Source organism: Pseudanabaena yagii GIHE-NHR1 (assembly GCF_012863495.1).
Lineage (GTDB): Bacteria > Cyanobacteriota > Cyanobacteriia > Pseudanabaenales > Pseudanabaenaceae > Pseudanabaena > Pseudanabaena yagii.
The window spans coordinates 1,526,002-1,552,324 of the sequence record NZ_JAAVJL010000001.1 but is presented as its reverse complement, the minus strand read 5'-3'; the positions used below and the strand labels follow the sequence as shown (position 1 = coordinate 1,552,324).

The window sequence follows — 26,323 nt, the reverse complement described above, 5'->3', positions numbered from 1 at the left end:
ATTGACTTATTTGATAACCACAAATCAATCCTAGTCAAAGCTTTGAGTTTTTATTTTGACTTAAGGGACTTGCGGATAAAAAATGTCCCACCAAAGTGATCTAGCTTCGACTTCGCTCAGCTAACGTTGGCTGAGCGAAGTCGAAGCCACAGGTACTTTAATTATTAGCAAGTCCCTAAGTAACTAGTGTTACGTGGAAGGCTGTAAAGCCCTCACCCCTAGACCCTCTCCCGCAGGAGAGGGAATAAGAAAGTAATATACAAATCGCTCTTTAGGTTTCGATAAATTTCCAAAGAATGGCTTTTCCATTCTTTGGAATAACTTCTATCTAATTTCCGGGGGTGGGTTTAAGTGTGAATAGGAAGTCTAAACGGGTGGTTTTAGAGTCCACATTAGTGGAAGTCACCGCAATACCGTTAATCGCATCAAGAACTGCCCGAACTTCGGTAAAGTTAGGATTGGACTTGACTTCGGGAGGTAATAGTCGATCAGCGAGGGTTAGAGCTGTGGTCATATTCAAATAGAAATAACCACCGTTGGATTTGGGAAGCCCAGTTGTGAGGATTTGGAAAGGACTGCTTGCGGGTAAGCTATTCGCAGGCTTTGGTACAAAGGTATCGGCGAGATCACCCATTGACCAGAAGACAAAATTGTTATCTAAAGTGCCACGGGTTGCGACATTAGTATTGGCGATCGCCCAAGTGACTACAGATTTATCGCCAATTTGTTTTTGCTTTAACTCAACACCTTTGGGTAATAGTCCACTCGAAGACTGAGCCGCTTTATCAATTTTGTCGAGAGCAGTTTGGGCAGCATTCTGATCGCTAGCTTGAGCGATCGCTACAAAACCAAACCCGGGGCTAACGAGGATACCTTGATTATTGGGAATTGCCGCGATCGCAAACTCACCATTCATCCATTTGAGAATATCTTGATCAAGATCTAGCTTCGTTGCATCTTTAACCCCTTTACGAATCTGATCAATCAGTTGGGATGAACTAGCATTTCCCTTCGCTTGAGCAACTAGCGACTGCCAAGATTGATAGAGGTTTACACCTGAAACTAATAGAAAAGTTTCCTGTGGCAAGAGATTGAGAACTTTCGCTTCGTTATTAACTAATGGATTGGAATTGTCATTCTTGAGATAAGTATTAATCTCAAAGCGTAAACCTTCCTTTTGTGTACCACCAGTGAGGGTCATCGCATCCAGTTCTCGTCGAGACTGAGTGATAGCGGATTCATTCAAATTCAGCTTTGCTTGAGAACCAATAAATTCGAGAGCTACTTGTCCATCGAGATAAACCTGTAGCAATGGTTCAGCAATTTTAGTCTGATTCGCTGAGCCGTAGATTTTGGCAAAGATGGGTTTCTTGGCGAGGGAAGGATTGCTACCTTTGTAAGTATCGATCGCCTGTTGAATTAAGTTAGGACTTGTGGCGATCGCTACATATTGCCCGCCAATATCTGCTGTGACCACACTGTTGTTGGGATCACGGGTTGGGGACTCATAATAGGTGACATCTTTGTACTGCTTGGGGCTAAATCTTGCCCCTTGTTGGGTCAAAGCTTCACGATATTTTGATAAAAAGGCTTCGGACTTACTGCGATCGCGAGTTGGGGCAATCACCAAGGTTGCCGCAGGTGCTTGGGGCTGGGCAGCATTGGGAACGAGTGCAGTCATAATATAGCCTTCTAGCCAAGGCTGAACATCACGGCTATATTCAGTCTTACTTTGCACTAATAAAGAATTTAGCGGTGACTTGGTAATTCCTTCACCCAGTAGCTTTTGGGAAGCTGGTGTACCAAACTGAGCCAACTTATTCCAAGGCTCAGATTTGGTGTTAAATGCCATAACCACCTGTGCTTCTTGGGGGATCACTGCCGCCGCTCCTAAAATCCCTTTCGTTGCTTGCGATCGCTGAGCAAAATAGAAATAGGCTCCCCCTGCTCCTGCGGCAACTACAGCAGCTCCGATGCCTATATACATCAGCGTCGATTGTTTTTTTTGTGCAGATTTGTTGATTCTAGATGACTTCGACATTGGTATGGAATAAACCTAAAAGTTGCAAGACATTAAAATAGAAGAGCGCCAAGTCTCCATCAAGATACTACAGAATTGGGTACAGGCGATCTAAATATCGACTTGTTGTAGTATTGCAGCTTTTATTTGACTTAAGTAGCTCAGCATCGTTATCAACTAACCCATATATTGTTATACCGCTCGCATAGTGGGCGGTATAACAATATGCAGATTTAAACAAATAAAAGCTCAAAAATCTGACTGAGATAGATTTTTGTTTGTATAACCATGCAATTTTAAACGCAAAAGATGAGTGGCGGTGCAGGGACTTGCGATTAATTAAAGTACCTAAGGCTTCGACTTCGCTCAGCCAACGTTGGCTGAGCGAAGTCGAAGCCTTACAAACTCGGTGGTACCTTTTTTCTCGTCAAGCCCCTAAATGGTTTGAGGAAGCGCACCCCTTTGGGGTGCGCTTCCTCAAACCATTTAGGATTGCTATATATAACCTTGAAGTAGTACAGAGGAATTTTTGAAACCATAGCTTCGGTGCACTTTCAAAAATTTCTCTGAATTTTTAATTCAATGCAATGTCCTATAGACCAGAATTTATACATTAAAAAACTGTTATAGCCTTTAAGGTAAAGCCTTAGCCTTCTAATTTCGTAGTTTATTGTTATATGCTTTATGTTGATTTTGATATTGAGGAATTAATTCACCAACAATTAATTTTTTGCTCAGTTAGTAAAAATTTTGCGATCGCCTGATTTCATAATTTTTAAAATTAAAAGTCAACTTTTCGATCCTTCTCACTAGAAAAATTAATTTCTAAGACGCATGGATGGCAAATGGATACAGATAACCTAGCTGTTTATAGCCTTGTTGAGCAATTACGTGGCTATGGACGAAAACAATTTACTGGCAAACTAGAACTTCACAGTGTCAAAGAATATAAATGGAGTATTTACTATTGCCATGGCAGATTGGTATGGGCTTCTGGGGGTGTCCATAACCATCGACGTTGGCGGCGGTTAATGGGGCAATATAAATTACAAATCGACTTTAACAAAATCTCTCTGCGTACTGCTGAGGAAATTAGACTATGGGACTACCATGTGCTGGTGATCCTCATGAAGCGGATGGTCTTATCTCGTGAGCAAATCTCGCCAATTATTGAAAGCTTCGTTCATGAGGTGCTATTCGATATCATCCAATGTGCGGCAAACGAAAGAATCACCTATTACTGTGATTTTGAAGATGAAATTACACCTGTGATTGCTTTAATCCATGCTGAACATGCCATTGAGCAGGCTCACGAAGATTGGATTACATGGCGTAAATTAGGCATTGCTGACTTTTCGCCAAATCTGTCGCCTTGGATTAAGCGTCCTGAACAACTTAAAGAAGAAGCATCAGAACTAACCTATAAAACTTTAATTACGATCCTTGATGGTCGGCGATCGCTACGAGAGTTATCGACATGGATGAAAAAGGATTTACTCACTCTCGTCCAGTCGCTCATGGTCTATTACCATCGAGGTCTGATTGGACTAGCCGAAGTTGCTGATATCCAAGCCCCTATTCCTGCGATCGCGCCCAATAGAGAGTCTAGCCCTGAATCTACACAACAGTTGCCAGAAAAAAGACAAGAGCAATCCATTTTGTCTCGTCCCCTCATTGCCTGTGTGGATGATAGCAATCAAGTATGCGCGACAATTGAGCAGATTGTTACAGGCTTTGGCTTTGGCTTCTTAGGAATTAAGGAATCAATCAAGGTCTTACCTCTACTGATTGAACATAAGCCTGAAATGATTATTTTGGACTTGATCATGCCCATTGTCGGTGGTTATGAACTTTGTGCCCAAATTCGCCGTATTCCAGAGTTTAAGGACACACCGATTTTAATCCTGACCAGTAATGATTCCCTCATTGATCGGATCAGATCCCATTTTGTTGGTGCTACAGCCTTTATCTCCAAGACATCAGGTAATGAAAAAATTGGTGAGCAGATCAAGAGATATCTACTGAATGCTAAATCTGAGCCTGAAGAGAAAGTCTTTATTGATGATTTACCCAGTTAAGGTTTTAGAGTTAGAGTGATTTGCGTTCAACCCTAAACCAAGATATACCTTAACAGGGAATAGACTTAACATTATCAAAAGACTGAAAGCGCAAAGTCAATAAAGAATCCAAAGCTGCTTTATGAGTAGTGCGGGAATTCTCAAGGCAAGAAGCAATAGCAAACTTGAAAGAATCAAAATCAGGGTAATAGACGGAGTAGAGACACTGTTTCTTCACAAATTTCCAAAGACGCTCAATCAAGTTTAAGTTTGGAGAGTAAGTAGTCAAATAAAGAAGCTCGATATTTAATGACTGAGCCAACTCAAAAACTAAAACACACTTTTGATAACGAGCATTATCCAAGACAAGAGTAATGGGTATAGTCAAACCCAAAGCCGCAAGTTTGTGGAGTAAGTCACAAACACTTTGAGCATTGATGTAAGAATCATTAGTCACAGTAATCAACTCATGAGTAACAGCATTAAGTGCACCGAGGACATTAAAACGCTGCCTTCCCGACCCAGATTTAAGAAACAAGCGTTCAAAACACCACAAAAAGCCTAAATAGGCTCCAAGGACAAAGTGAGCAGCATCAACAAAGAAAACGGCTCTTTGTCCAGATTTAGCTTCCTCTAAGCGCGGTTCTAGTTTTTTTTAAGAAATTCCTCTTGTGCTGCTGGGTCAGCCTTTGCAGGTATTAGCCCCACTCGACGACAACTCATTCCCATCGATTTCAGGAAATGACGCACCTGTTCTCGACTACGGACAATCCCTGTCAACTCAGTAATTTTTGCTGCTGCATGAGCCAGCGTTTTAGGTGGATGTTCTCGAAAATATATCTCTAAACTTTCTTGATGCTGTTTTAGTTCACTCTGGGGGCGATTAAAGGTCAGTTCTTTCAGTTTGCTTATCCCACCTTCTTTATAATCTCGTAAATAGTTCAACAGTGTCGGTTCACTGATTCTTAGCAGTTGTGTAATTTCCTTGTGCGCGTATTTCTGGCTTTTTAGGTATAGTGCTTCCATTTTTCTCTGCACTCGTGGATGCGGATGATGGAATCTTTCGTAATGCAGCGCATCTATTTCTTCCTTGGTAAATGTTATTCGGAGCATCTTGGAGAAAAGTTAACGTTTCTTCCATCTTTACTCTTATGAAAAATAAAGTCTACCCCCTGTCAAGGTATATTGTCATCTTTAGTCCTATCACCCTAGATAGCAACTGATATGCTGAATTTACTGTATCTCTTCCCCAAGGATAGTTCTAATAAAGAACCTTTATCCCTGTTGGCGCAGCAGTTGTTGAGACAACAGACTTTTTCTGCAAATCAGCCAAGTGCAATTGTGCAAGATTTTGAAGCAATGATTGAGTTTTTGCAACTGCACAAAGTTGAAGTGAGTGCAAATCAACATGCGATCGCTCCCAAATATCTTGCCGATCTTAACAGTCGTCTCAGTCACCCCATCACTATCGATTTTCAGCGTCCGAGCCAGAAGTCTTATCCCTATATCCATGGACTTTATTTGCTTTTGAGGGCTTCAGCGATCGCGCAGGTACAACTAGACAAAAAGAAGAATATATTACGCATTGATTCTCAAGTTTTAAACTCATGGCAGAGATTAAGCGCGATTGAGAAATATTTCAATCTACTTGCCACATGGATTTATTATGCCAGTGAAGACATCATGGAAGATACGAGACGAACTTTCCCTGAATGGTTCTATGTGTTTAATACTTGGGATCAGTTACAAAAAGAGGATTTAGACTTTACAGAGGGTACTAAAAACAACGAATGGTTGAGCCGCCTGAAGCTCCATAATCTTGCCTTATTAGATTTGTTTGGATTTGTAGAACTAGAAGATGCGGCTCCCTTATTAGGTAAAGGATGGAGGATAATCAAGGTCAAGGCTTTACCGTTTGGGAAGGTAATTATGGAATTGTTGAGTAAAACTAATTGGAAAAAGGGACTGATTGGTGAATCGGATAATGAGTTTTTAGAACTGTTAGCAGAAGAGACTAACCAAAACCTCAACTTAGATATTGTCATGCAGCAATCAACTCCCACCGAAATTTTGCAAGAGGAATTTCAAGCCCTCGATTTATTTCCTGAATGGGAGAATAATTTGCAGCTACCTGAGCCTGAAGCTCGCAATGGGATCTTCATCTTCAAAGTATCCCTCCAAATCCATATTCCAAAATCTAGGGATAAATTTTCTACCGAGACGATCTGGTGCAAGATTGCAATTCCTTCTCATCTCACACTCTATGATTTTAGTTCCGCAATTCTCGAATCCTTTGATTTTGATAACGATCATCTCCATCAATTTACCTACAAAGATCGTCAAGGCTTTCAAAAGAGTATTTATCATCCTTATACTCAACATGGTGAAGATGATGGCTTTACCGATGAGATTTTGCTGAGAGACTGGCAAATTAATATTGGCGATCGCATTACCTATGTGTTTGATTTTGGCGATTGGTGGTAAATTTAATGTGGTCTTAGAAAGTATTGAAGAACCTAATCCTAAGCTCAAACAGCCTAAGGTAATTGAGCAAAAAGGTAAAGCTCCAGCGCAATATTCTGATGATGATGACTACTAGTGGCTGATTGGTAAAGCAGGGGCAATTCATGATCTGCTTTGGCGACATATCTCTAGGCGATAAAGCACTATATCTACTAAATTAAAACCTTCCCAAAAAAATAGGCTCGGCAAATGTCCGCGTGGAGCTGTGATCGCAAAGATCAGATTTTCATATTTGCGCCAGATCTTTGGAGACAGGCCGAGATTGAGCCAGCGTGGTCTGCGCCACCCGACGCGATCGCTAAACTTCTCATAGATATTGGCAAATTCCCAATAGGTAGATTCTTCATAAATCAACCTGCCACCGATACTCTTCCAAATTTGTTTTTGAGTACTCCAGCCAAAGTGCTGATTACTAAACTCCATCCATGCTTGATCGATCGCCATCCAAACATCACAGGCAATATTATCAATATCATCGGCAGTAAGTTCAGCGATTTTATGTTTATTCGCTAGTGCCAAAATGATTTTATTTGTAAGGCGATCGCCTTCTTGCCATTGCCCTAAACTGAGTAATTCTTGAAGTTGTTTAATTTGGGTATAGGCTTGAGAATAACTTTGAATATAGGAACTAGCACGAGGAGTGATCGCATTAGTTGAAGATAGATTTAAAGATCGCAGATCTTGCAATACCTCATTCGCAGAACGATAACGATTGGCAATTGCTCTGGCTAAGAGGCGATCGAGAATATTTGCCAAATGACTAGAAATAGGAGCTTGTAGCTTTTCGCGCCAAATCCAGCGATCACTAACATCGTCATACAGATCAAAAGGCGAAATCCCCGTTAATAAATGAATACAAGTCACTCCCAAACTATAAAGATCACTTTGAGGCACAGCCTTACCTCTCGCTTGTTCTGGAGCCACATATTCCGCACTCCCGATTAGAGTCCCTGTGCGACTCGCAGTATCCATAGTAAAAGCTTTAGCCGCACCGAAATCGACTAGGACAAGGCTAGGCACTGGTAATTCGTAATTCGTAATTCGTAATTCGTAATTCGTAATTGAGTTTTTCCTAACAATATTGTCTGGCTTAATATCGCGATGGATGACTTGGCGATCATGGATAAATTGGAGAACGGGCAGAATATCTGCTAGGAGTTGATAAATCTTGGTTTCGCTAAAGATGCCTTGACTCTGCAACTCGTTATAGAGATTTTCGCCTTCGATGAGTTCTTGGACTAAATAGAGACATCCATCTTCTTCAAAATAGGCGATTAATTCGGGGATCTGCGGATGCGAACCAAGGGCTTTGAGTTGGGCAGCTTCACTTTCAAAAAGGGCGATCGCTTTTTCCATTAACTGTGGTTCTCGAAATTGCGGCAAAAATTGCTTGATCGCGCAGGGTTGCCCCAACCGTCCAAGATCAACTGCTCGAAAAGTCCGCCCCATTCCACCCTGCCCAATTAAAGCGATCGCCTCGTATAAACCCTTAAGTTGCAAATTTTTACCGCAATTCATGCAAAATCTGCATCCTTCAGGATTGTTCGGCTTCTGACAGCTAGGGTTGAGGCAGTAGGGCATATTTCCGACGGTAGATTTACATTTGTTTACAGAAAATGTAAAGTTTAGTTAATTAATATAAAGTTAGCACTCACTCAACTTCTGTAGGAAAGCAATTCATCATGGTATCTACACCAACCAAGACCCCAATTAGCGATAACGATACTTCCGAAGCAGTTACCCCAGTCGGTCTTAATGTAAATCCTACAGGGGCAGGCGTATTTGGTTTCAGTAACTTTGCCGAAACTTGGAACGGACGCATGGCAATGATTGGCTTAGTCGCTGGTTTTGCGAATGAGGTAATTACAGGTAAAGGTATTCTCGCCCAAGTCGGTATTACAGGCGGCATCAGCGTTTTGTTTGCCCTATTCTTTACTGGTTTCACCATTGCGACATTGCTAGGCTACTACGCAGTCAAAGCCACTAAAGACGCATAGTAGTTATAGCTAGCTATTGCTACTTTTACTGAAATATATAAACCCAAAGATGAACGGCAACGACTGATGCTGGTTTAATTCTTTGGGTTTCTGTATTTGTAAGGTATTTTCTCTAATCTCTCTACAAGTAAGGAAAAGTTATTATTTAGTCATTACTTTTATCGTTATCGTTATGGCTAATGAAATTCTTTACTCTATTGGGGAAACACCACTAAAGGATTTGATCAATGCAAAAGATGCAGACAAAAATAGCTCATACTTTTGTCCAGACTGCAAACAGCCCTTTATTCTCCGTAAAGGCTTAAAGAAACGACCACACTTTGCTCATAAGTCTATTAGTCCTAATTGCACACCAGAATCAGCTTTGCATTACGGGTTTAAGACTCTACTCCACAATAAAATTCAACATCACTTAGATCAAAATCTACCTTTAAATATTCATTGGAAATGTGCTATTTGCAATGATATACACAAAGGGAACCTATTGAAGAAAGCAACACAGGTTAGGCTAGAGCATGATTTAGGAATCTGCTGTCCTGATATTGCACTATTAGATAAAGACGGAAAAGTAATTGCCGTAATTGAGGTGATTGTAACTCACAAGCCTTCAGAATCAACGATTGAATACTACACCAAGAATAAGATTACTCCTGTTTTATACATTCTAAACTCCGATCAAGATGTAGATCGCCTAAATCATGACGATCTAAAACCCGACCGAGTTGACTTATGCACTACTCATCCAAAATGTCCAAAGTGTAATCACTATAAGCAGAAAAAGCAGTTGATTATTGTTGATGCATCATGTTGGAAATGTCACTCACCAATGAAAGTTGTGGCTGTGCAATCTAATATGCATATGGACTTGAATAGCTTATCTACTGATGAAATTCAAATTGCCAATGACAATGGATGCTTTTTGAAAAAGCAATACAGCAATATTGAAAAGGCTAGTTATGTTGCTAATACTTGTAAGAAATGTAATCGTTTTATCGGGGAACATTATCTTTTTAGTGATTATATTTCAGATCCTGATCTTGACCGTCAACTTATAGATATTGGGTTCAGTTGTCCTGATTGTGACACTAACCCAAAACTTCAAAAATCTTCTCCTGAATATACATCTGCTTCTAGTTTTGCAAATTCTATATTGAAGCGTATGGGAATGTAGACATGGCATTGGTCAGCTAATGTGTGATGGGTTCTGAAACGTCCATTTCATAACGATAAAAAAGACGCAAATACGTCGATCACGATTTAACTGACCAGTGCCGTAGACATAGATAACTTAAATCGTAATAGCTCAACGTAGGAAAATTGACAAAAAGGCAAAAGCTGATAAATTAAAGAAATGAAGGAACTACCCAACCTAAAAGAACTAACAGACGAGGCAAAAGAAGCCTTGATAGTCAAGCTATGGGAAGAACTACAAAAACTACAGAAACAGCTAGAAAAGAAACCAAAGAAGACCGCAAAGAACTCAAGTTTGCCCCCAGCCAAAGGATTTAAAGCAGAGATTAATAATCCAGAAGAAACAGAAGGCAAACGAGCAGGAAGCATAGGTAGAGACGGAGGAGGTCGTCAACTGAGTGAAAATCCAGACCAAACAATCAAAGCAACCGTGAAAAGTTGTACAGAATGCGGGAAAGAGATTAGCGAGTCAATACAAGTATTACTGGAAAGATACGACAAGATCGACATACCACCAATCAAGCCAATCGTGACCAGAATCGAAAGGTATGGATGCAAGTGTGAGCATTGCGGACAGGAACAAATCGCAGCAGTACCCGTAGGCTTTGAAGTAGGAAGTCCCTTTGGAGATCGAATCGCAGCCCTAGTGACAACGATGAGATACAGTCACGGGATAAGCTATGGAAGAATGCAGCAAATGCTGAGCGAAGTATTTGGGTTAAAAATATCGGAAGGAGCAATCTCCAACCTCTTAACAAGAGTAAAAGGACAACTAGAATCTGAAATATCAGGAATAATCCAAGCTCTGAGGACATCTCGATTAGTATGCAGTGATGAAACCAGTGCAAGGGTTAATGGCAAAAATCAATGGGAATGGGTATTCCAGAACGAGCAAGTATGTTTTCATATCATCCGACCTTCTAGAGGTGGAGATGTCATCACCGAAGTAATGGCAGAGCATCAACCAGAGGTATGGGTATCAGATTTATTTAGCGCCCAAAAGACGAATCCCGCGACAGCATGGCAAGTTTGTCTTGCCCATCAACTCAGAGATTGTCAGTATGGAATTGATGCAGGAGACCATATTTTCTCTGGCAGGATGAAAAAACTGCTGCTACGAGCTTTGGTGCTGCGAAGGCGATGGTCGGATTTAGCTGACTCTACCCGTTACCAATACCGATGTCGATTGTATCGAGACCTCGACAGTATGCTCGATTTGTTACCGACTCAAGAAGATGGACTTAGGTTACAGAAACGTTATCGAGAATTACGAGAAAACTTATTCCTGTTTTTAGATGACCACACCATCCCACCGACTAATAACTCTAGCGAACAGGCTTTGCGTTGGAGTGTCATTTTTAGAAAAGTTACGAATGGGTTTCGCTCTGATTGGGGGCGTGATTTATTTGCGGCTGTTCGCTCGATTGTCAATACTGGAAAAAGACAAGGCTTTTCTGCTTTTGAGTCCATTATCATCGCTTTGAACCCCGCCAAACCCTTGTTTGCTTTAGGTTGAGCTATTACCTTAAATCTAACAGAGTATTTGTGGAATCAGGCAAGAATCCTAAGATAGGAAAATAGCTGACTGTAAGCTGTGGCTTTTAATAAACTCTTGGGGCAGTAAATTTGAAATACTACTTTTTTATATGCGAATTTCTAAATTTGTGAGTATAATTTTGAAAACGATTATCATTTCTTGAGCTGCTTATGCTTGAAGTGCAAAACCTATCTGTGAAATATCGCGAAGTGACCGCACTATCGAATATTTCCTTTAGCCTCAGTTCTGGTTCATTAGTGGGGTTGATCGGGGCTAATGGCGCAGGCAAAAGCACCTTACTCAAAGCAATGCTGGAATTGATTCCTGCTCAAAGCGGTCAGATTTTTTATTACGAACGTCCTCTGAAGCAGCAACGTCACAAAGTTGCCTATCTGCCACAGCGATCGCAAATTGATTGGGACTATCCTGTGACCGTGTGGAATGTGGTGATGATGTCACGGACGATGCACAGTGGTTGGTTTGGTCGGACAAGTCGCCAATCTCAGGAAATTGTCAAAGCTGCCTTAGAACGAGTCGAGCTTTATGATTTACGCGATCGCCCAATTAAAAATCTTTCAGGTGGGCAGCAGCAACGGGTATTTTTAGCGCGAGCCTTGGCGCAACAGGCAGATATTTTGTTATTGGATGAGCCTTTAACTGCCGTTGATAAAAAGACCGAGGCGTTAATGTGGCAAATTTACAACGAGTTAAGACAAGAAGGCAAAACTTTACTGATTAGCTGTCATGAATGGGGCAATACCCTTGATCGCTACGATCAGTTGTTATTACTCAATCGTCATTTAGTCGCCAGTGGTACACCTCGACAGGTATTAACTCCAGAAAATATTCAGAGTGCCTATGGCGGTGCGATCGCACCTAGCACCCACGACGATCATTCTGAAGAACTATTATTTTGCTAAGTAGTTAGAGTTATCTGCTTTGCGTTGATCAAATAGCTCGACGAGGGCAATAGTGCCAGCAAAGAAAGTATAGATTCCGTATTGGATGGGTGGTTTTTGGGAAGCAGGTGCGTAAATATAGGCAATCACTGCTTCAATACAATGGATGGTGAGGGCAAATCGTCCAAATAGTGATATTGGAATAAGGATAGACATTTGAGGCTCAATTACTCCACCATAAATCTTCCATAACTCCAATCCAATCACGCTAGCAATGAGAAGCGTTGATGTCCATTTAATCGCGAAAAAAATTTGTTTTCTCATGCTGTTTTGATTGTCTACCTGTACTGTCGCAACTTGCTGTAAATGAAACTATACTAGAAATTTACCAAGTCTTACTCTCAAACCCTAAGTTATGCCACAAACTAAGATCTATGGAAATGCTGATTTCATTCAACAGCATCGAGAAGTTCTATCATCGACAATTCATTCCTGTGTTGTGGATGCCCTAAACTATCCACCCGAAAAGAGGTTTCAAAGATTCTTTCCATTACAAGCTGAAGACTTTGAATCTCCTAGCGATCGCAGTGAAAAATATATCATTATCGAAATCTTACTATTCTCAGGACGTTCTGTAGAAGCAAAAAAATCCCTATATCGCTTATTGTTTGAACGATTAAAAGAAAAGCTGGATATTGCCCCCATAGATATTGAGATAATCCTAATTGAGACAGCTAGCCATAATTGGGGGCTTCGGGGCATGGCAGGTGATGAACTAAACCTAAGTTACAAGGTCAATGTATAAATGAGTAGCGATATTAATTTTCGGTTAGCACAATTTATTGATGTCGATCCCCTGATGGAACTAGTACAGGAGTTCTATCAATTTGATCAAATTGCTTTTGATGACAATGTAGTTAAAGCTTTTATGGCTCTACTCAGCGATGAGAAGTTTGGATTGATTTGGCTAATTTGCGATCGCGATCGCCCAATTGGTTATGTAGCTCTAACTTTCTTTTTTAGTATGGAATATCATGGTCGCTGTGGACTTGTTGATGAGCTATATATACGCGAAGACTATCGTGGTAAAGGCATTGGCAAAAGTGTATTTGTTTTAATTGAGGATTATTTAAAAAGTCAGAATATGCGATCGTTATCTCTAGTTGTCGATCATTGGAATAGTCCTGCCGAAGCACTTTATACCAAGTTAGGCTTTCACCGAGAGAAGCGTCATTTAATGATTAAACACCTTACTTAAAAAAGTAAATATGGCAGCCCAAAAGGATAAGTGGTGGCGCTTTGCGCCACCACTTATCCTTTTTAACGTCAGTTCGGGTTAAGTTGGCAAATTTTAAAAGCCCAAAAGTAAAAGCCTTGCTAAGCAAGGCTTTTACTTTTGGGCTTTGAGAGAGGGTTTGCGTAGCAAACCCTCTCTCAAAGCCCGTTTCAAATTATCCCGAACTCGCGTTTTTTATCTTTTAAGAAGACATCCTCTTCTTAAAAGATAAAAAATACCCTTTCGGTCTAGTGAAAGGGTATTTGGATATTTTTGCGGAATTTTAATAAACGGGTAATAGCACGAAGATACAACCCATTAAGTCCTAACTATACCCAACTGCCCATAAAAATTGCAGTTCCATCAAATTTTCCAGTTTTTCTTCCTGAGAACATCCATGAGTGTAAAGATAAGTATAGATAATTCAAATAAGAACTACAGCTTCGACTTCGCTCAGCTAGCTTACACCGATGGCTGAGCGGAGTCGAAGCCCCTCTACAAATTATTTAAAACAACTATATCTAAACATAAGTAAACTTAAAACCCAAATTTCTGTTTCGCCCGCATAGCGGGCGAAACAGAAATTTGGGTTTGGTTTATAACTATGCTGAGCTACTTAGGTATTAAGATATCAGTTGCTATACAAGTCCTAAAGATGATGCCACCAAATGCCCACAGGCAAAGCCAGAAAATGCTACAGCATTTAAACCTTGACCGGGGAAAGTGCTATCGCCGACACAATATAAATCAGGAATCGAAGTTCGATTAAAAGGCATTCCCAATAGTCCTAAAGGTTTACCAGCAGGAATTGGTCCATAGGTTCCATCAGTACGACCGAGGAAGCGGCGGTGGCTGCGGGGTGTACCGACTTCTTGATAGTCGAGACAGTCTTCTAGTTTAGGGAAAATTGCTAGCAGGCGATCGCATAATTTTCTCGCTGCCTCATTTTTCTTCGCTTCATATTCCGAAGGCGATAAACCTTCCCATTCACTCATCCAGCTAGGCGTAAAGGTATGCACAATGTGATGACCTTCAGGAGCAAGAGAGCGATCGAGTAATGTGGGAATCGACACAAAAATCGTGCCTTGTTCTTTCTGCATATCGTTCCAATCTTCCAGCAAGATATGGTGACAAGCTGCATCATCGGGAATTGCGGAAGCTTCAACACCAAGATGCAAGCTCAAGAAACTGGGGGATTTTTGATAGCGCGATTGCCATCCCTTTTCACCACTTGGCAAAGGTTCATCCTTAAGCAAGTTCCCAAAGGTATCCCAACGTGTGGCATTAGAAACAACCTTCTTCGCATAGAGAGTTTCACCACTCGCCAGCTTTACACCGATCGCACCTTTACCCGACTTTGCTTTGGGTATAATCTGGGTCACCCTTGCCCCATAGCGAATCTCTCCACCCGCTTTGTCCAAACCTTCCGCCAATTTTTCAGCAATCTTGCCCACGCCACCGACGGGATAGTTAATGCCACCGTAATGGCGATCGCTAAACACCATCCCTGCATTAATCGCTGGTGTGCGATCGGCGGGAACCACTGACCAGCAGTAGCATTCCATATCGATGAATTGTAACAACTCAGGATCGAGAATATATTTCTTGGCGATATCCCCTGCATTTTGGGGCAAGTAAGCAGCTAAACCCAAACAAGCAAAAGGATTCTGGAAAAATACGCGCATCAAGTAGCGCCATTCTTCGAGGGACAGCAACTCGATCGCATTTAAGCAATTAAAAATCTTCCAACATTCATCGTAAAACTTGCGAATTCCCTCACGTTCATGGGGAAAGCGATCGCCTAATTCTTTAATAAACTGCTCATAATCACGATGCACCTCGATTTCCAGATTATTCGGCAAATGGTAATGGATCTGCACAGGATCGGGAATCGTCTCCATTTTCATATTCACCGCCGCCAGCGCACGGGTGAGGAGATTCGTCGTGCCGCGATCGCCAAAACCAAAGATCATCGATGCGCCCACATCAAAGCGGTAGCCATTGCGCTCAAAATAGCCGCCACTCCCCCCTGCAATCAAGTAGCGCTCTAGGACAATTACACTTGCCCCCTTCGCCGCCAATTGGGTCGCGGTGACTAATCCACCAATCCCTGAGCCAATTACAATTACATCCGCATCGAGTGTTTGCGCCATTACATTTCTTAATCAAAATCTCTACTTACTATACAGCGCTTCGCGCTGATCTAAAACCCTAAGAAATTTCGGAAAGGCTTACAAACTAAGCCTTTCCGAAATTTCTTAGGGTTTTAAAAACTCTGACACTATAGGCGTACAGCGCTAGCTACCTAGCTATTTAATTTGTTGAGGTGCGGCGAAGCCGCACCTCAACAAATCTGATTTCCTACAGCACTTCTCGATCAAACGAACCACAAGAAGATTTTTAAAAATTTTCTTAGTTTAGGGACTGCGCGTCCCTCATTAAGTTTTGCATATCAAGTTTCAAGAATCGATCGACGGCTTGATACATCCAATAGAGAGGCATTTTGGGATCGGCATTAGTCTTTTGAAATCCCAATGCTAGACTTAGTTCTGCATAACTGGGATGAATAATTAACGTATACATATCCCACAGGTTCGGGAAATCTTGCTGCATTTTCTTCATGGTTTGTTGGGCATCTAGCAGAAGTTCCATTTGGGCTGCTTGTCGATAGTCACTATCAATCACCCAACTTCTCACAAAAAGAGATCGACAAGTCTCATCTCCTGCCAAAGCCATTTGAAATGGATCGACATCCGCAACTTGACTCAGATGCAGACCTCGACTAGGCGGTTCAAAAAATTTAACTTCTGACTCGCGTTTGGTGGGATAGAACGCATAAAAACCAACAGGATTCTGATTGTCGCTGCGACGTAATACCCTTAAGCCTGCTGTGTATTGACTTGCCCAGTCACGCAGAATATTCGCAATGCGATAGGTGACTGCATCGTTATTACGATTGAGCCAGTTGTAATTATTCGCTAACAAATTTGCGATCGGAATTGCATCACTACGAGGATCAAAGGCATCGATCGCAAAGCTTATATGGAGATTCTTGGCATCACTTTTCAGTAAATCTGGCATTGCATGAAATTTCACTTGAGTGCAGTTGCCGTCAAATTGCTTTTGAATTAATCCTAAATCGACTAACTTATTCAGCATCATTCCCGCTGCGCGATCGCCCCCACGATCGCGATCGCTATAAAACACATCTGCGGCTTCGAGGCAACTGCACTCCACCCATCCCTGCGGAAAAGATAACTCTGTCAGTGGTGGTTTTGGAAGTTCCTTGCGAGATTGGCAATTTTTCAAAAATAAATAGAGCGCTAGTCGTACAAAACAATCGGCTCTGCGCCTTGTCATTCCTATGCGTCGTAGCAATAAGTCTACATAATGGTTTTGGAGTGTTCGGGGAAGCCATTGCTCAAGGGCTTCGGGACGAAATGCTGGTAGTCCTGACATATTGACGACTAATTAACTAATAGTTTTACCTTGTACCTGAGGAGCAAGGTAAAACTGATTACTAATATAACAAGCTTTGCAAAAAAACTTCGCCCTAGTTCGATCTACTTCTTTAAACTTCGTGGCGATCGTAGCTTCATCGATCAAGTCATTCTCATTACATAGGTACAAGCTGCATGATTAAACCATGAGTTCTCGGAGAAGCTAATGGTTTCCATCTATCAATGCAAATCAGCATTTCAAAATCTACTGCGTCCGCTAGTCCAAAAATTAGCAACGTGGCAAATTTCTCCCAACCAAGTGACGATCTCGGCGATTTTGTTGTCGGGGTTGACAGGGCTAGCACTTGTGCAAAGTACACAACTGTCGATACCTTTTTTGCCTACTACTCAATCAGTTTTATTATTTCTGCCGATCGCCTTATTAGTACGCATGGCTCTCAATGCGATCGATGGAATGCTTGCCCGTGAATATGAAAAGACTACTAAATTTGGATGCATTCTCAATGAGGTGGGAGATGTCTTGTCCGATGTTTTGCTTTACTTACCCTTTGCTCTAATTGCAGGCGTTTCTGCTCCCTTGATTGTCGGGATTGTGATTTTAGCGATTATCACTGAAATGGTGGGAGTCTTAGGCTATGAGATTGATCATAAACGTCACTACGAAGGACCAATGGGCAAAAGCGATCGCGCCTTAGTTTTTGGGTTAATTGGCTTGATATTAGGTTGGGGAATTGATCCTACTCAATGGCTAAACATCCTTTTGAGTGGCGTGATTTTTCTTCAGCTTTGGACAATTGGCAATAGCGTTCAAGGAATGCTTCAGGAGGTGGATTCATGGAAATAAACTTGGCAACTCCAGTACTTTATACCTTCGCAGGCATTTTTGGATTGCTCGCGATCGCCTCATTTACAGTCCTCGGCTTAGCATTCAGTCATCAGGAAAATGACTATAGCGAACTGAAAGCCCGCATCAAATCTTGGTGGATTATGGTGATGATTTTCAGTTTTGCCATATTACTGAAGCAACCCATTTCCATTGTCTTTTTTATGGTGCTCAGTTTTATTGCCCTCAGAGAATATCTCTCCCTTATTCCTACTCGTTTGAGCGATCGCCGAGTTTTACTTTGGGCTTATCTAGCGATCATACTCCAATATTTCTGGATTTACATTGGCTGGTATGGCATGTTTCTGATCTTCATTCCCATCTATATGTTCCTGTTCTTACCGATGCGAATGTTGCTCAATGGAGAAACTGAAGGATTTCTCAATGCGATCGGTACGCTCCATTGGGGACTGATGTTAAATGTCTACACCATCAGCCATCTTTCCTACCTAATCATGCTGCCACTAAACGGCAATCCGATCGCAGGAGGGACAGGTTTATTAGTTTATTTATTACTGCTGACGGAAATCAATGATATCGCTCAGTACATCTTCGGCAAACTATTAGGTCGTCACAAAATTATTCCCAAAGTCAGTCCCAATAAAACTGTTGAAGGCTTGCTGGGTGGCATTCTCACAACTACGGGATTAGCGATCACCTTAGCACCTTGGCTGACTCCCTTTGATTTACTCCATTCTGCTTGTTTAGGGCTACTGCTTAGCCTGACGGGATTTATCGGTGATGTCAATATCTCGGCGATCAAACGAGATTTAGGCATTAAGGACAGTGGCACTCTCATCCCCGGTCATGGTGGCATTTTGGATCGCATTGATAGTCTTACTTACACTGCTCCTTTATTCTTCCACTTCACCGTTTATTTCTACTACCACGGGCAATTACTATGAAACGAATTCTTAGGATTATTTTCTTTCTGACCACAAAAATCATCGTCTTGATTCTTTTGGGATTACGCATCCAGCATCGGGAGAGATTACCCAGATCAGGAGCCGCGATTCTAGTCGCTAATCACAATAGTCATCTAGATACCCTCGTTCTCTTGTCACTATTCCCATTATCAAAGGTGCAGAATCTCCGCCCCGTGGCAAACGAGCAGTATTTCCTACAACAAAGTCCATGTTTAGCATGGTTTGCTCGACATATTCTCAACATTATTCCTGTCTCGACGGAAGCAGGTAACTGCCGAGAAAATAGTTGTCATCATCGCAACTTCTTTAAAAACTGTGCTGAGGCGATCGCTCAAAATCAGATCCTGATTCTCTATCCCGAAGGCACGAGAGGAGCACCTGAAAGCCTTAGTGAGTTTAGAAGTGGCATCGCTCATCTAGCTAAACAAAATCCTGATGTGCCGATTATTCCCATTTTTCTACATGGGCTTGGCAAATCACTTCCTAAAGGTGACTTTCTTCCTATTCCCTTACTATGCTGGATCTGCATCGGTGAGTCGTTGTACTGGAATGGACAGAAGCAAGTCTTTCTCCAGCAACTGACAGAGCGTATCCAGAAGTTATCAGACGACAGGCTAATTTCAATTTGAAGCAATTCTTTACCCACTTTTACTTATCTTCGAGAATTCAAAATGTTACTACAAAAATCATCCCTCACTTACGAACAACTCTTGCGTCCTTTACCAGTCTGGAATCCTAAAGCGTGGTACTACGGATTAATGAACCTTTCTCTCAAAACTATTGGAAAGCTCTCGCAAGGGATTCAGATTGGCTTTCAGTATGGTTTTGACTCAGGTGTGATGTTGGAGTATGTTTACAAAAATAGACCGAGTGGGATTACCCCATTAGGAAATCTGATTGATTGGTTTTATCTCAACTCGCGGGGATGGTGTGGTATTAGAGCGCGATCGCAGTTAATGAAATCGACTCTCCGCAAGGTATTACGCTCTTATCAGCAGCAAAATATTCCCTGTCATTTGTTGGATGTTGCTTGTGGTGGTGGTCGCTACGATCTGGAGGTATTGCAGGAATTTACATCTGATGCGATCGCGGCAACCCTGCGTGATTACAAATTAGAGAATGTCACCAAGGCGCGTCAGCTTGCGCTGCAATTTGGAGTTACCGCCCAAATCGAACAGGCTGACGCTTTCAATGACGTAGATCTAGATCGGGTAATGCCTAGACCAAATGTGGTGATTGTTTCGGGTTTGCATGAGATTTTGCCCAATGATGATCTGATCAAGCATCATTTTCAGCAGCTTTATCGACTTCTCGATCCAGAGGGTACTTTGATTTTTACAATTCAGCCGCAGCATCCGCAACTAGAAATGATTGCCCGTACCTTGCCTGCCCATACGGGACTGCCTTGGGTGATGCGAGTACGATCTTGGGAACTAACTCGCCGATGGGCTGAAGAGGCTGGCTTTCACAATTTTCAGGTGCAAATGGAACCCAATGGCATTTTTGGAGTTGTTACCGCCAAGAAACCGTTGATATAGCTTCAACCCCAAAAGATAAAGGCAGTGCGAAGCGCTGCCTTTATCTTTTGGCTGCCAATTGAGTAATGCCATTGACAAGACAATGCAATTGCATTACCTTAAAGATGATATTAATCGACATATTAAAAAATTTGCTATGGCTGTCACCCTAGCTCAACGCTCAGAATCTACCCTAACCGATCGCTATCAGACCACAATTCCTGATCCGATTCGTAAAGTGCTGGGATTAAACAAACGGGATAAAATTTGCTACACGATTGAGCCAGATGGTCGCGTTGTAATTTCGCGTGCCGATCAAACCGAGAGCGATCCCATCATTGGTCAATTTCTGAATTTTTTGGCTCAAGATATCGAAAAAAATCCTCACCATGTGCAAGTTTTAAGTACAGATTTAGTAAGTCGTGTTCAGGCTTTGGTATCTGACGTTGATTTGGATCTAGACGCGCCGCTAAGAGAAGAGGATGAATAAATTTGTCTACCAGTCCGCCTTTAGTAATCAATGGATGGAACATATTTGCCCATTCTCTTTTTCTAGATCAGTTGGAAACACTTCTACAACAAGTTGAAGGATTACGTCAGAAATATCCCAATAATTACAAACAGAAAAATGCCACAAAGCGTCTAGCTGCGATCGCCAAATTAGCATTTGAGGTGATTCCCCAAGATCCCACCCGTAGCGAGTATCGTCAAGGTACAACGCTTGGTAACGAATATAAACATTGGTTTCGAGCGAAATTTTTCCAGCAGTACCGATTGTTTTTTCGATATCACCAAGAGAGTAAAATCATCGTTTTTGCTTGGGTAAATGACGAGGGTTCTAAAAGAGCCTATGAGAGTAATACAGATGCTTATCGAGTTTTTAAGAAAATGCTCGAAAGTGGTCATCCTCCAAATGATTGGCATGATTTGCTTAAAGAAGCAGAGGGTGAAGCCCATCGCCTAAAACAGCTAGAAAAAATAATTAATTAACAACCAAATTTGAGGTATTGAGTTGAATCGTAAAGTAGTACAAAGAAATTTTGGGAAGTGCAACTTCGCTGCACTTCCTAAAATTTCTTTGTTGATTATTCGGCGCACTGTGCTGTAACAGCTATGCGATCGCGTCAAATTGGTGCGATAAAGTGAGAAACTTATCCTTGGTGAATTGCAAACAGTTGAGCTACGAGTTTGAAACAAAAATCTTCAAAGCGATCGTCGTATTGGCAGATGCGGGATTACGTGTATCCCCAGCGTTTTCTAATCGCTAAAGCCTTTTTATGCACATTAGTCTTTATTGGTACGATGCCCCTCCTTGCGGAATTACTAGGGCGTGTAGCTCAAGCTTTGGGTAAGGGAGATGTGAATGGCATTTTACAACTCTCGGCTTTCACCGTAGTTATGTTTGTATTTCGGGGATTGGGGCAGTATGGGCAGGACTCCATGATGTCGCAAGCGGCTCTAAACGCAGCAAGAGATTTGCGAGTTGATGTGTATACCCATTTGCAAACCCTTGATTTAGACTATTTTGCCGAATCGCGTACTGGGGACTTATCCTATCGCCTCACTGAGGATATCGATCGCATTGGCGAGGTCATCGGCAAATTTTTCCATCAATTTGTGCCGTCAGTATTGCAATTGATTTTTGTGCTGGCGTACATGATCTATTTGAATTGGATTTTGACGCTGACTACGCTTGCAGTTGCACCTTTGATTGCTTTGTTAATTGCATGGTTTGGCGAACGGATGTTAAGCCTCAGCCGCCGTAGCCAAGATCAAGTTTCTAATCTCGCCGCCTTGCTGTCGGAAATTTTTAGCGGTATTCGCCTTGTTCGCGCCTTTGCTACCGAATCCTATGAAATCGAAAGGTTCAAGCAGGAAGCAGAACAAAATAGCCGCCGCAAATATGCCGCCGATCGCGTGAGAGCGATTCAATATCCCGTAGTTGGTTTTTTGGAAGCCACAGGAATTTGCTTTTTGTTTTTATTAGGAGGTTGGTTAATTGCCAACAACTGGCTCAAACCAGAGCAATTTGTCGCCTTTGGTGCGGGTGTGGCATTATTAATTGACCCAATTTCTAATACCACCAATAGCTACAACGAACTCAAGCAAGCGGAAGCATCCGTTGATCGCATTTTTGAGATGTTTGAAATTCAGCCTGTTGTCATCGAGAAGCCCAATGCGATCGCCCTTCCTGAAGTTACAGGCAAAGTCGAATATATTAACGTTGGCTTCCATTATCAAAGCGATCGCTCAGTATTGACAGATATTAATCTAGTCGCCAATAAAGGCGAAGCGATCGCCCTAGTCGGTGCATCAGGTGCAGGGAAATCCACCTTGATGAGCCTCTTGATGAGGTTTCATGATGTGAAGTCTGGACAGATTCTCATTGATGGCTATGACATTCGCGATATCCAACTCAAAAGCCTACGCCGCCAATTAGCCCTTGTTCCCCAAGAAAACATCCTCTTCTCAGGAACCGTTGCCTCGAATATTGCATTCGGACAGAAGGATTATGATACTCAAGCAGTAGAAAATGCCGCAAGAATTGCCAATGCCCATGACTTCATTATGGAACTTCCTCAAGGGTACGATACTTGGGTAGGAGAGCGCGGTGTAAATCTCTCTGGCGGTCAGCGTCAACGGATTTCCATCGCTAGAGCCGTTCTCCATAATCCCAAGATTCTGATCCTTGATGAAGCAACTTCGGCACTCGACACAGAATCCGAAAGTCTTGTCCAAGAGGCATTACAGCGCTTAATGCAAGGTCGCACGGTATTCATCATCGCGCACCGCTTAGCGACGATTAGAAATAGCGATCGCATTATCGTTTTAGAGCAGGGTCAAATCGTGGAATCAGGAACCCACGATGAACTGCTGCAAAAAGCAGGACGCTATGCCCAATTGCATTCTCGCCAGTTTGATACAATAGGTTTTGGTTAAAAGTTCATAATGTCGTGTCAAGGTAACTTCCCATGATCTTCATTAACCCTAAAATTGACTTTGCTTTCAAAAAAATCTTCGGTTCCGAAGATAGCAAAGATATCTTGATTAGCTTCTTAAATGCGCTCATTTATGAAGAAAAGTCAGTCATTCAAGATCTAGAAATCTTAAATCCTTACCTTGCGCCCAAAATTCGTGGCGTTAAGGATACTTATCTTGATATCAAGGCAAAAATTAGAGATGTGGATGGTAGCGATCGCACTGTAATTATCGAGATGCAGGTCTTGAATGTAGAGGGCTTTGAAAAGCGCATTTTATATAATGCTGCAAAATCCTATTCCACCCAACTCACATCAGCACAAAGCTATAACCTACTTAATCCCGTCATTGCGCTAACAATTACTGATTTTGTCATGTTTGCCGAGCTAGGAAGCGTCACTTCAAGATTTGTTCTCAAAGAAAAAGATTTCTTGATTGACTATCCGATCTATGACATTGAATTGATTTTTGTAGAACTTCCTAAGTTCAAAAAACAATTATCAGAGTTAGAAACTATCGTCGATAAATGGCTGTTTTTCCTCAATCAAGCACGATCGCTCCCTGATATCCCTGAAGTCATGGGTGAAATTCCTGAAATCAAAAAAGCCTTTTACATTGCAAATCAAGCAAATCTCACACTTGAGGAGTTAGAAGATCAGGAAAAAAGTGAAATCTTTATTCAGGATCAGCGTGGTGCTATTTCTAAGGCGATCAAGGATGGATTTCAGCAAGGTATCCAGCAAGGTATTGAGGAGGGCATTCAGCAAGGTATCCAGCAAAATAAAATTGAGATGGCTAAAAAAATGTTAAACCTAGTTGATGAGCAAACAATTTGTCAAGTTACGGGTTTATCTCTTGCGGAGATAGAAACACTAAAGCAATCCAATCTTTAGCGTAATATGATCAAACGCTTGTAGTTTTTGAGGTTTGTGGAAGCGCACCCCCCGAAGGGGGTGCGCTTCCACAAACCATTTAGGATTGCTATATAGCTCGTAAAAATTTTTAATTAACTGTTTTTAGAATGTCTCCAAGTACCGATCCCAAAAATCTATCAACCCTATTAGAACGTGGCGTTGTCGAAATATTTCCCAATAATGAATCCGAGAACCTCCGCGATCGCATTCAAAAGAGCGATAGCCCCCTCCGCATTAAATTAGGTATCGATCCCACCCGTCCTGACCTGCACCTCGGACATACCGTTGCCCTGCGGAAACTGCGCCAATTTCAAGATGCAGGACATAAGGCAGTATTAATTATTGGTGACTTCACGGCTCAGATCGGCGATCCCACAGGACGCTCCGAGGCACGCCCTCGCCTCACCCCTGAAGAAGTTGCCTACAATGCTGAGACTTATTTAGATCAAGCGAAGAAAATTCTCGACTTTTCCAGCGATCGCTTTGAGTTGCGCCGTAATGGTGAATGGTTAAATAAACTTGATTTGCAGCAAATTATCACATTACAAGCTAGCATGACCGTGGGACAAATGCTTGCTAAAGAAGGATTTAGCGATCGCTACGAAAAGGGCAATCCCATTTACCTGCATGAATTTTTGTACCCACTTTTGCAAGGCTATGACTCCGTAGCGATCGATTCCGATGTGGAGCTAGGTGGCACTGACCAAAAATTCAATATTCTGGTCGGTCGCGATCTGCAACTAAAAGATCCCAATCGTCAAGGCAAACCTGCCCAGTTTGGGCTGTTACTACCCTTGTTAGTGGGCTTAGATGGCGTTCAAAAAATGTCTAAATCCCTCGGCAACTATGTCGGACTCACCGATGAGCCTTTGAGTATGTACTCCAAACTCGAAAAAGTCCCCGATGCCCTTGTAGATAAATATTTCGAGCTACTCACCGATATCGAACTCGCCACTCTCCCCGAAAATCCTCGCGAAAAGCAAAAACAACTCGCTCTCGCTATCGTTAGTCAATACCATAGCCCTGAAGCCGCACTCCAAGCCCAACAGGATGCCGAAAAAATCGTCCTCGCTGGAAATACTACCGATCTTGGTGATATTCCTGAGTTTGATCTGGCGCAAATTAATTTCCCTGCTCCCTTGCATTACTTAGTGAAAGCTTCGGGACTTTGCAAAAGTAATAGCGAAGCCCAAAGCCAAATCAAAAATGGTGCTGTCAAACTCGATGGTGAAAAATTAGGCGATCGCACCTTTGCCAATGTTGAAGAATTATCAGGCAAGGTTTTACAAGTCGGTAAGAAAAAATTTCTACGCTTAATCTAATCAAAAAGAGGGACCGCATAGCGTTCCCTCTTTTTGATTAGATATTTATCTGGTTTCTTCTTTGCTTTCTTTGTCCTTTAACTGTTCTCTTAGGGCACGTAGTGTGGAAGAAATGGAGTTAAACGTCTCATCTTTCAATAGAGCATTGAGGGTGGCTTGAGCTTTAGCTGCTTCAGGACCTGTACCATTGGCGGTATTGACCAGTTCATTAACTAATGAGTTAAAAGCGGTAATCGCTTGATAAAACTTGGTCCCATCAACCGCAGCAACTCCAATGGTCTCCGAAGGTGTGGCTTCATTACCAAAAGGAATCAACAAGGTTAGTGCTGCAACCAATTGTCTTGCAGGTCTGCCATCACCCAAATCTAGCCCTAATCCTGTCAATCTACCAACTAAGTTGGCTTGAGACTTGTCAATTTCAGGACTGTTAAAGTTGACTTTTCCCTTGTCGCCTGTGAGCAAAAATACAAAGTCTTTGATTGCTGGATTGCCTTGAGCTAAAGGATTTAAGACTGGCAGACTCTTGGCATTAAGTTCACCAAGAATAAACTTTTGACCTTCAAGGGTGATGAATACCTTGGTTCTTGACATATTGTCAAACAAACCACCGTCAGGAGCACCCGAACCAAAGTTATTGTACAAAATACAATTTCCAGGTGAAATGGGTGTGGTTCCTGCAAAAACGGGTGCTATTCCTGCAAAGCAGAGCGAAGAAGCAAGCAGTGATAGAAATGTTTTCTTCATATTGATTGTGGGGCTAGGTTGTATTCAGAGCGATCTCAACTCGTCAAATGGATGTAGCGCCAAGGCACATGGTGCAG

Annotated in this window: 24 protein-coding genes and 1 pseudogene; 18 read left to right on the top strand and 7 right to left on the bottom strand. The window is 42.0% G+C overall.

The genetic code is table 11. The features are described from left to right. Positions 1–328: 328 nt before the first annotated feature. Complete coding sequence (locus tag HC246_RS07260; protein ID WP_169362804.1) at positions 329–2,041, bottom strand: DUF3352 domain-containing protein; 1,713 nt, start codon at positions 2,039–2,041, stop codon at positions 329–331. Positions 2,042–2,865: 824 nt separating this feature from the next. On the opposite strand from HC246_RS07260, the gene HC246_RS07255 reads away from it, so the two are divergent. Further along, complete coding sequence (locus HC246_RS07255; RefSeq protein ID WP_169362803.1) at positions 2,866–4,098, top strand: response regulator; 1,233 nt, start codon at positions 2,866–2,868, stop codon at positions 4,096–4,098. 49 nt (positions 4,099–4,147) lie between these two features. Here the strand turns inward: HC246_RS07255 and HC246_RS07250 are convergent. After that, positions 4,148–5,190 (bottom strand): annotated as a pseudogene (locus tag HC246_RS07250) (IS630 family transposase). A 111-nt stretch (positions 5,191–5,301) separates the two neighbouring features. Between HC246_RS07250 and HC246_RS07245 the strand changes: the two are divergent. Further along, positions 5,302–6,561, top strand: coding sequence for an IS1096 element passenger TnpR family protein (locus HC246_RS07245; protein ID WP_169362802.1), 1,260 nt, complete (start codon positions 5,302–5,304; stop codon positions 6,559–6,561). Next, entirely contained in the window at positions 6,533–6,676 is a 144-nt protein-coding gene (locus HC246_RS07240; protein WP_169362801.1) for a hypothetical protein, read from the top strand. The genes HC246_RS07245 and HC246_RS07240 overlap by 29 nt, the downstream gene beginning before the upstream one ends. A gap of 26 nt (positions 6,677–6,702) precedes the next feature. On the opposite strand, the gene HC246_RS07235 is transcribed toward HC246_RS07240, so the two are convergent. Beyond that, positions 6,703–8,181 (bottom strand): serine/threonine-protein kinase, encoded by a 1,479-nt coding sequence (locus HC246_RS07235; RefSeq protein WP_169362800.1) that lies wholly within the window; start codon positions 8,179–8,181, stop codon positions 6,703–6,705. Positions 8,182–8,282: 101 nt separating this feature from the next. On the opposite strand from HC246_RS07235, the gene HC246_RS26705 reads away from it, so the two are divergent. From HC246_RS26705 to HC246_RS07215, 4 genes are all read left to right on the top strand, one after another. Next, complete coding sequence (locus HC246_RS26705; RefSeq protein WP_211167642.1) at positions 8,283–8,597, top strand: chlorophyll A-B binding protein; 315 nt, start codon at positions 8,283–8,285, stop codon at positions 8,595–8,597. A 172-nt stretch (positions 8,598–8,769) separates the two neighbouring features. Further along, complete coding sequence (locus tag HC246_RS07225; RefSeq protein ID WP_169362799.1) at positions 8,770–9,768, top strand: competence protein CoiA family protein; 999 nt, start codon at positions 8,770–8,772, stop codon at positions 9,766–9,768. Positions 9,769–9,948: 180 nt separating this feature from the next. After that, positions 9,949–11,304 carry an IS66 family transposase gene (gene tnpC / locus HC246_RS07220; RefSeq protein ID WP_169362798.1) on the top strand — a complete coding sequence of 452 codons (1,356 nt, stop codon included), beginning with the start codon at positions 9,949–9,951 and terminating at the stop codon, positions 11,302–11,304. A 191-nt stretch (positions 11,305–11,495) separates the two neighbouring features. After that, complete coding sequence (locus tag HC246_RS07215; protein WP_169362797.1) at positions 11,496–12,245, top strand: metal ABC transporter ATP-binding protein; 750 nt, start codon at positions 11,496–11,498, stop codon at positions 12,243–12,245. Here the strand turns inward: HC246_RS07215 and HC246_RS07210 are convergent. Continuing rightward, entirely contained in the window at positions 12,234–12,548 is a 315-nt protein-coding gene (locus HC246_RS07210; protein WP_169362796.1) for a hypothetical protein, read from the bottom strand. The two genes, HC246_RS07215 and HC246_RS07210, sit on opposite strands and share 12 nt — an antisense overlap. 91 nt (positions 12,549–12,639) lie before the next feature. Here HC246_RS07210 and HC246_RS07205 point away from each other — a divergent pair, with 91 nt between their 5' ends. Then, positions 12,640–13,029, top strand: a complete 390-nt coding sequence (locus tag HC246_RS07205; RefSeq protein WP_169362795.1) for a tautomerase family protein — start codon at positions 12,640–12,642, stop codon at positions 13,027–13,029. Next, positions 13,030–13,482, top strand: coding sequence for a GNAT family N-acetyltransferase (locus HC246_RS07200; protein ID WP_169362794.1), 453 nt, complete (start codon positions 13,030–13,032; stop codon positions 13,480–13,482). A gap of 656 nt (positions 13,483–14,138) precedes the next feature. On the opposite strand, the gene crtH is transcribed toward HC246_RS07200, so the two are convergent. Next, a complete protein-coding gene (gene crtH / locus HC246_RS07195; RefSeq protein ID WP_169362793.1) occupies positions 14,139–15,653 on the bottom strand; it encodes a carotenoid isomerase in 1,515 nt (504 codons plus the stop codon). Between the two features lie 259 nt (positions 15,654–15,912). After that, positions 15,913–16,959, bottom strand: a complete 1,047-nt coding sequence (locus tag HC246_RS07190; RefSeq protein WP_169362792.1) for a hypothetical protein — start codon at positions 16,957–16,959, stop codon at positions 15,913–15,915. Between the two features lie 207 nt (positions 16,960–17,166). On the opposite strand from HC246_RS07190, the gene HC246_RS07185 reads away from it, so the two are divergent. From HC246_RS07185 to tyrS, 9 genes are all read left to right on the top strand, one after another. Then, on the top strand, positions 17,167–17,805 hold the full coding sequence (locus HC246_RS07185) for a CDP-alcohol phosphatidyltransferase family protein (RefSeq protein WP_169362791.1): 639 nt from the start codon (positions 17,167–17,169) through the stop codon (positions 17,803–17,805). Next, positions 17,796–18,749 carry a phosphatidate cytidylyltransferase gene (locus tag HC246_RS07180; protein WP_169362790.1) on the top strand — a complete coding sequence of 318 codons (954 nt, stop codon included), beginning with the start codon at positions 17,796–17,798 and terminating at the stop codon, positions 18,747–18,749. The genes HC246_RS07185 and HC246_RS07180 overlap by 10 nt, the downstream gene beginning before the upstream one ends. After that, positions 18,746–19,399, top strand: coding sequence for a lysophospholipid acyltransferase family protein (locus tag HC246_RS07175; protein ID WP_169362789.1), 654 nt, complete (start codon positions 18,746–18,748; stop codon positions 19,397–19,399). The genes HC246_RS07180 and HC246_RS07175 overlap by 4 nt, the downstream gene beginning before the upstream one ends. Positions 19,400–19,441: 42 nt before the next feature. Further along, complete coding sequence (locus tag HC246_RS07170) at positions 19,442–20,308, top strand: class I SAM-dependent methyltransferase family protein (RefSeq protein ID WP_169362788.1); 867 nt, start codon at positions 19,442–19,444, stop codon at positions 20,306–20,308. A 136-nt stretch (positions 20,309–20,444) separates the two neighbouring features. Then, on the top strand, positions 20,445–20,777 hold the full coding sequence (locus tag HC246_RS07165) for a type II toxin-antitoxin system PrlF family antitoxin (RefSeq protein ID WP_169362787.1): 333 nt from the start codon (positions 20,445–20,447) through the stop codon (positions 20,775–20,777). Positions 20,778–20,779: 2 nt separating this feature from the next. After that, positions 20,780–21,277 (top strand): type II toxin-antitoxin system YhaV family toxin, encoded by a 498-nt coding sequence (locus HC246_RS07160; protein ID WP_169362786.1) that lies wholly within the window; start codon positions 20,780–20,782, stop codon positions 21,275–21,277. 237 nt (positions 21,278–21,514) lie between these two features. Then, complete coding sequence (locus HC246_RS07155; RefSeq protein ID WP_169364516.1) at positions 21,515–23,227, top strand: ABC transporter ATP-binding protein; 1,713 nt, start codon at positions 21,515–21,517, stop codon at positions 23,225–23,227. A gap of 32 nt (positions 23,228–23,259) precedes the next feature. Beyond that, on the top strand, positions 23,260–24,159 hold the full coding sequence (locus HC246_RS07150) for an Rpn family recombination-promoting nuclease/putative transposase (RefSeq protein ID WP_169362785.1): 900 nt from the start codon (positions 23,260–23,262) through the stop codon (positions 24,157–24,159). 128 nt (positions 24,160–24,287) lie between these two features. After that, the gene (gene tyrS / locus HC246_RS07145) at positions 24,288–25,502 is read left to right on the top strand and encodes a tyrosine--tRNA ligase (RefSeq protein WP_169362784.1); all 1,215 of its coding nucleotides are present in this window, start codon (positions 24,288–24,290) and stop codon (positions 25,500–25,502) included. Positions 25,503–25,547: 45 nt separating this feature from the next. Here the strand turns inward: tyrS and HC246_RS07140 are convergent, their stop codons facing one another. Further along, positions 25,548–26,246 carry a hypothetical protein gene (locus HC246_RS07140; protein ID WP_169362783.1) on the bottom strand — a complete coding sequence of 233 codons (699 nt, stop codon included), beginning with the start codon at positions 26,244–26,246 and terminating at the stop codon, positions 25,548–25,550. Positions 26,247–26,323 lie beyond the last annotated feature (77 nt).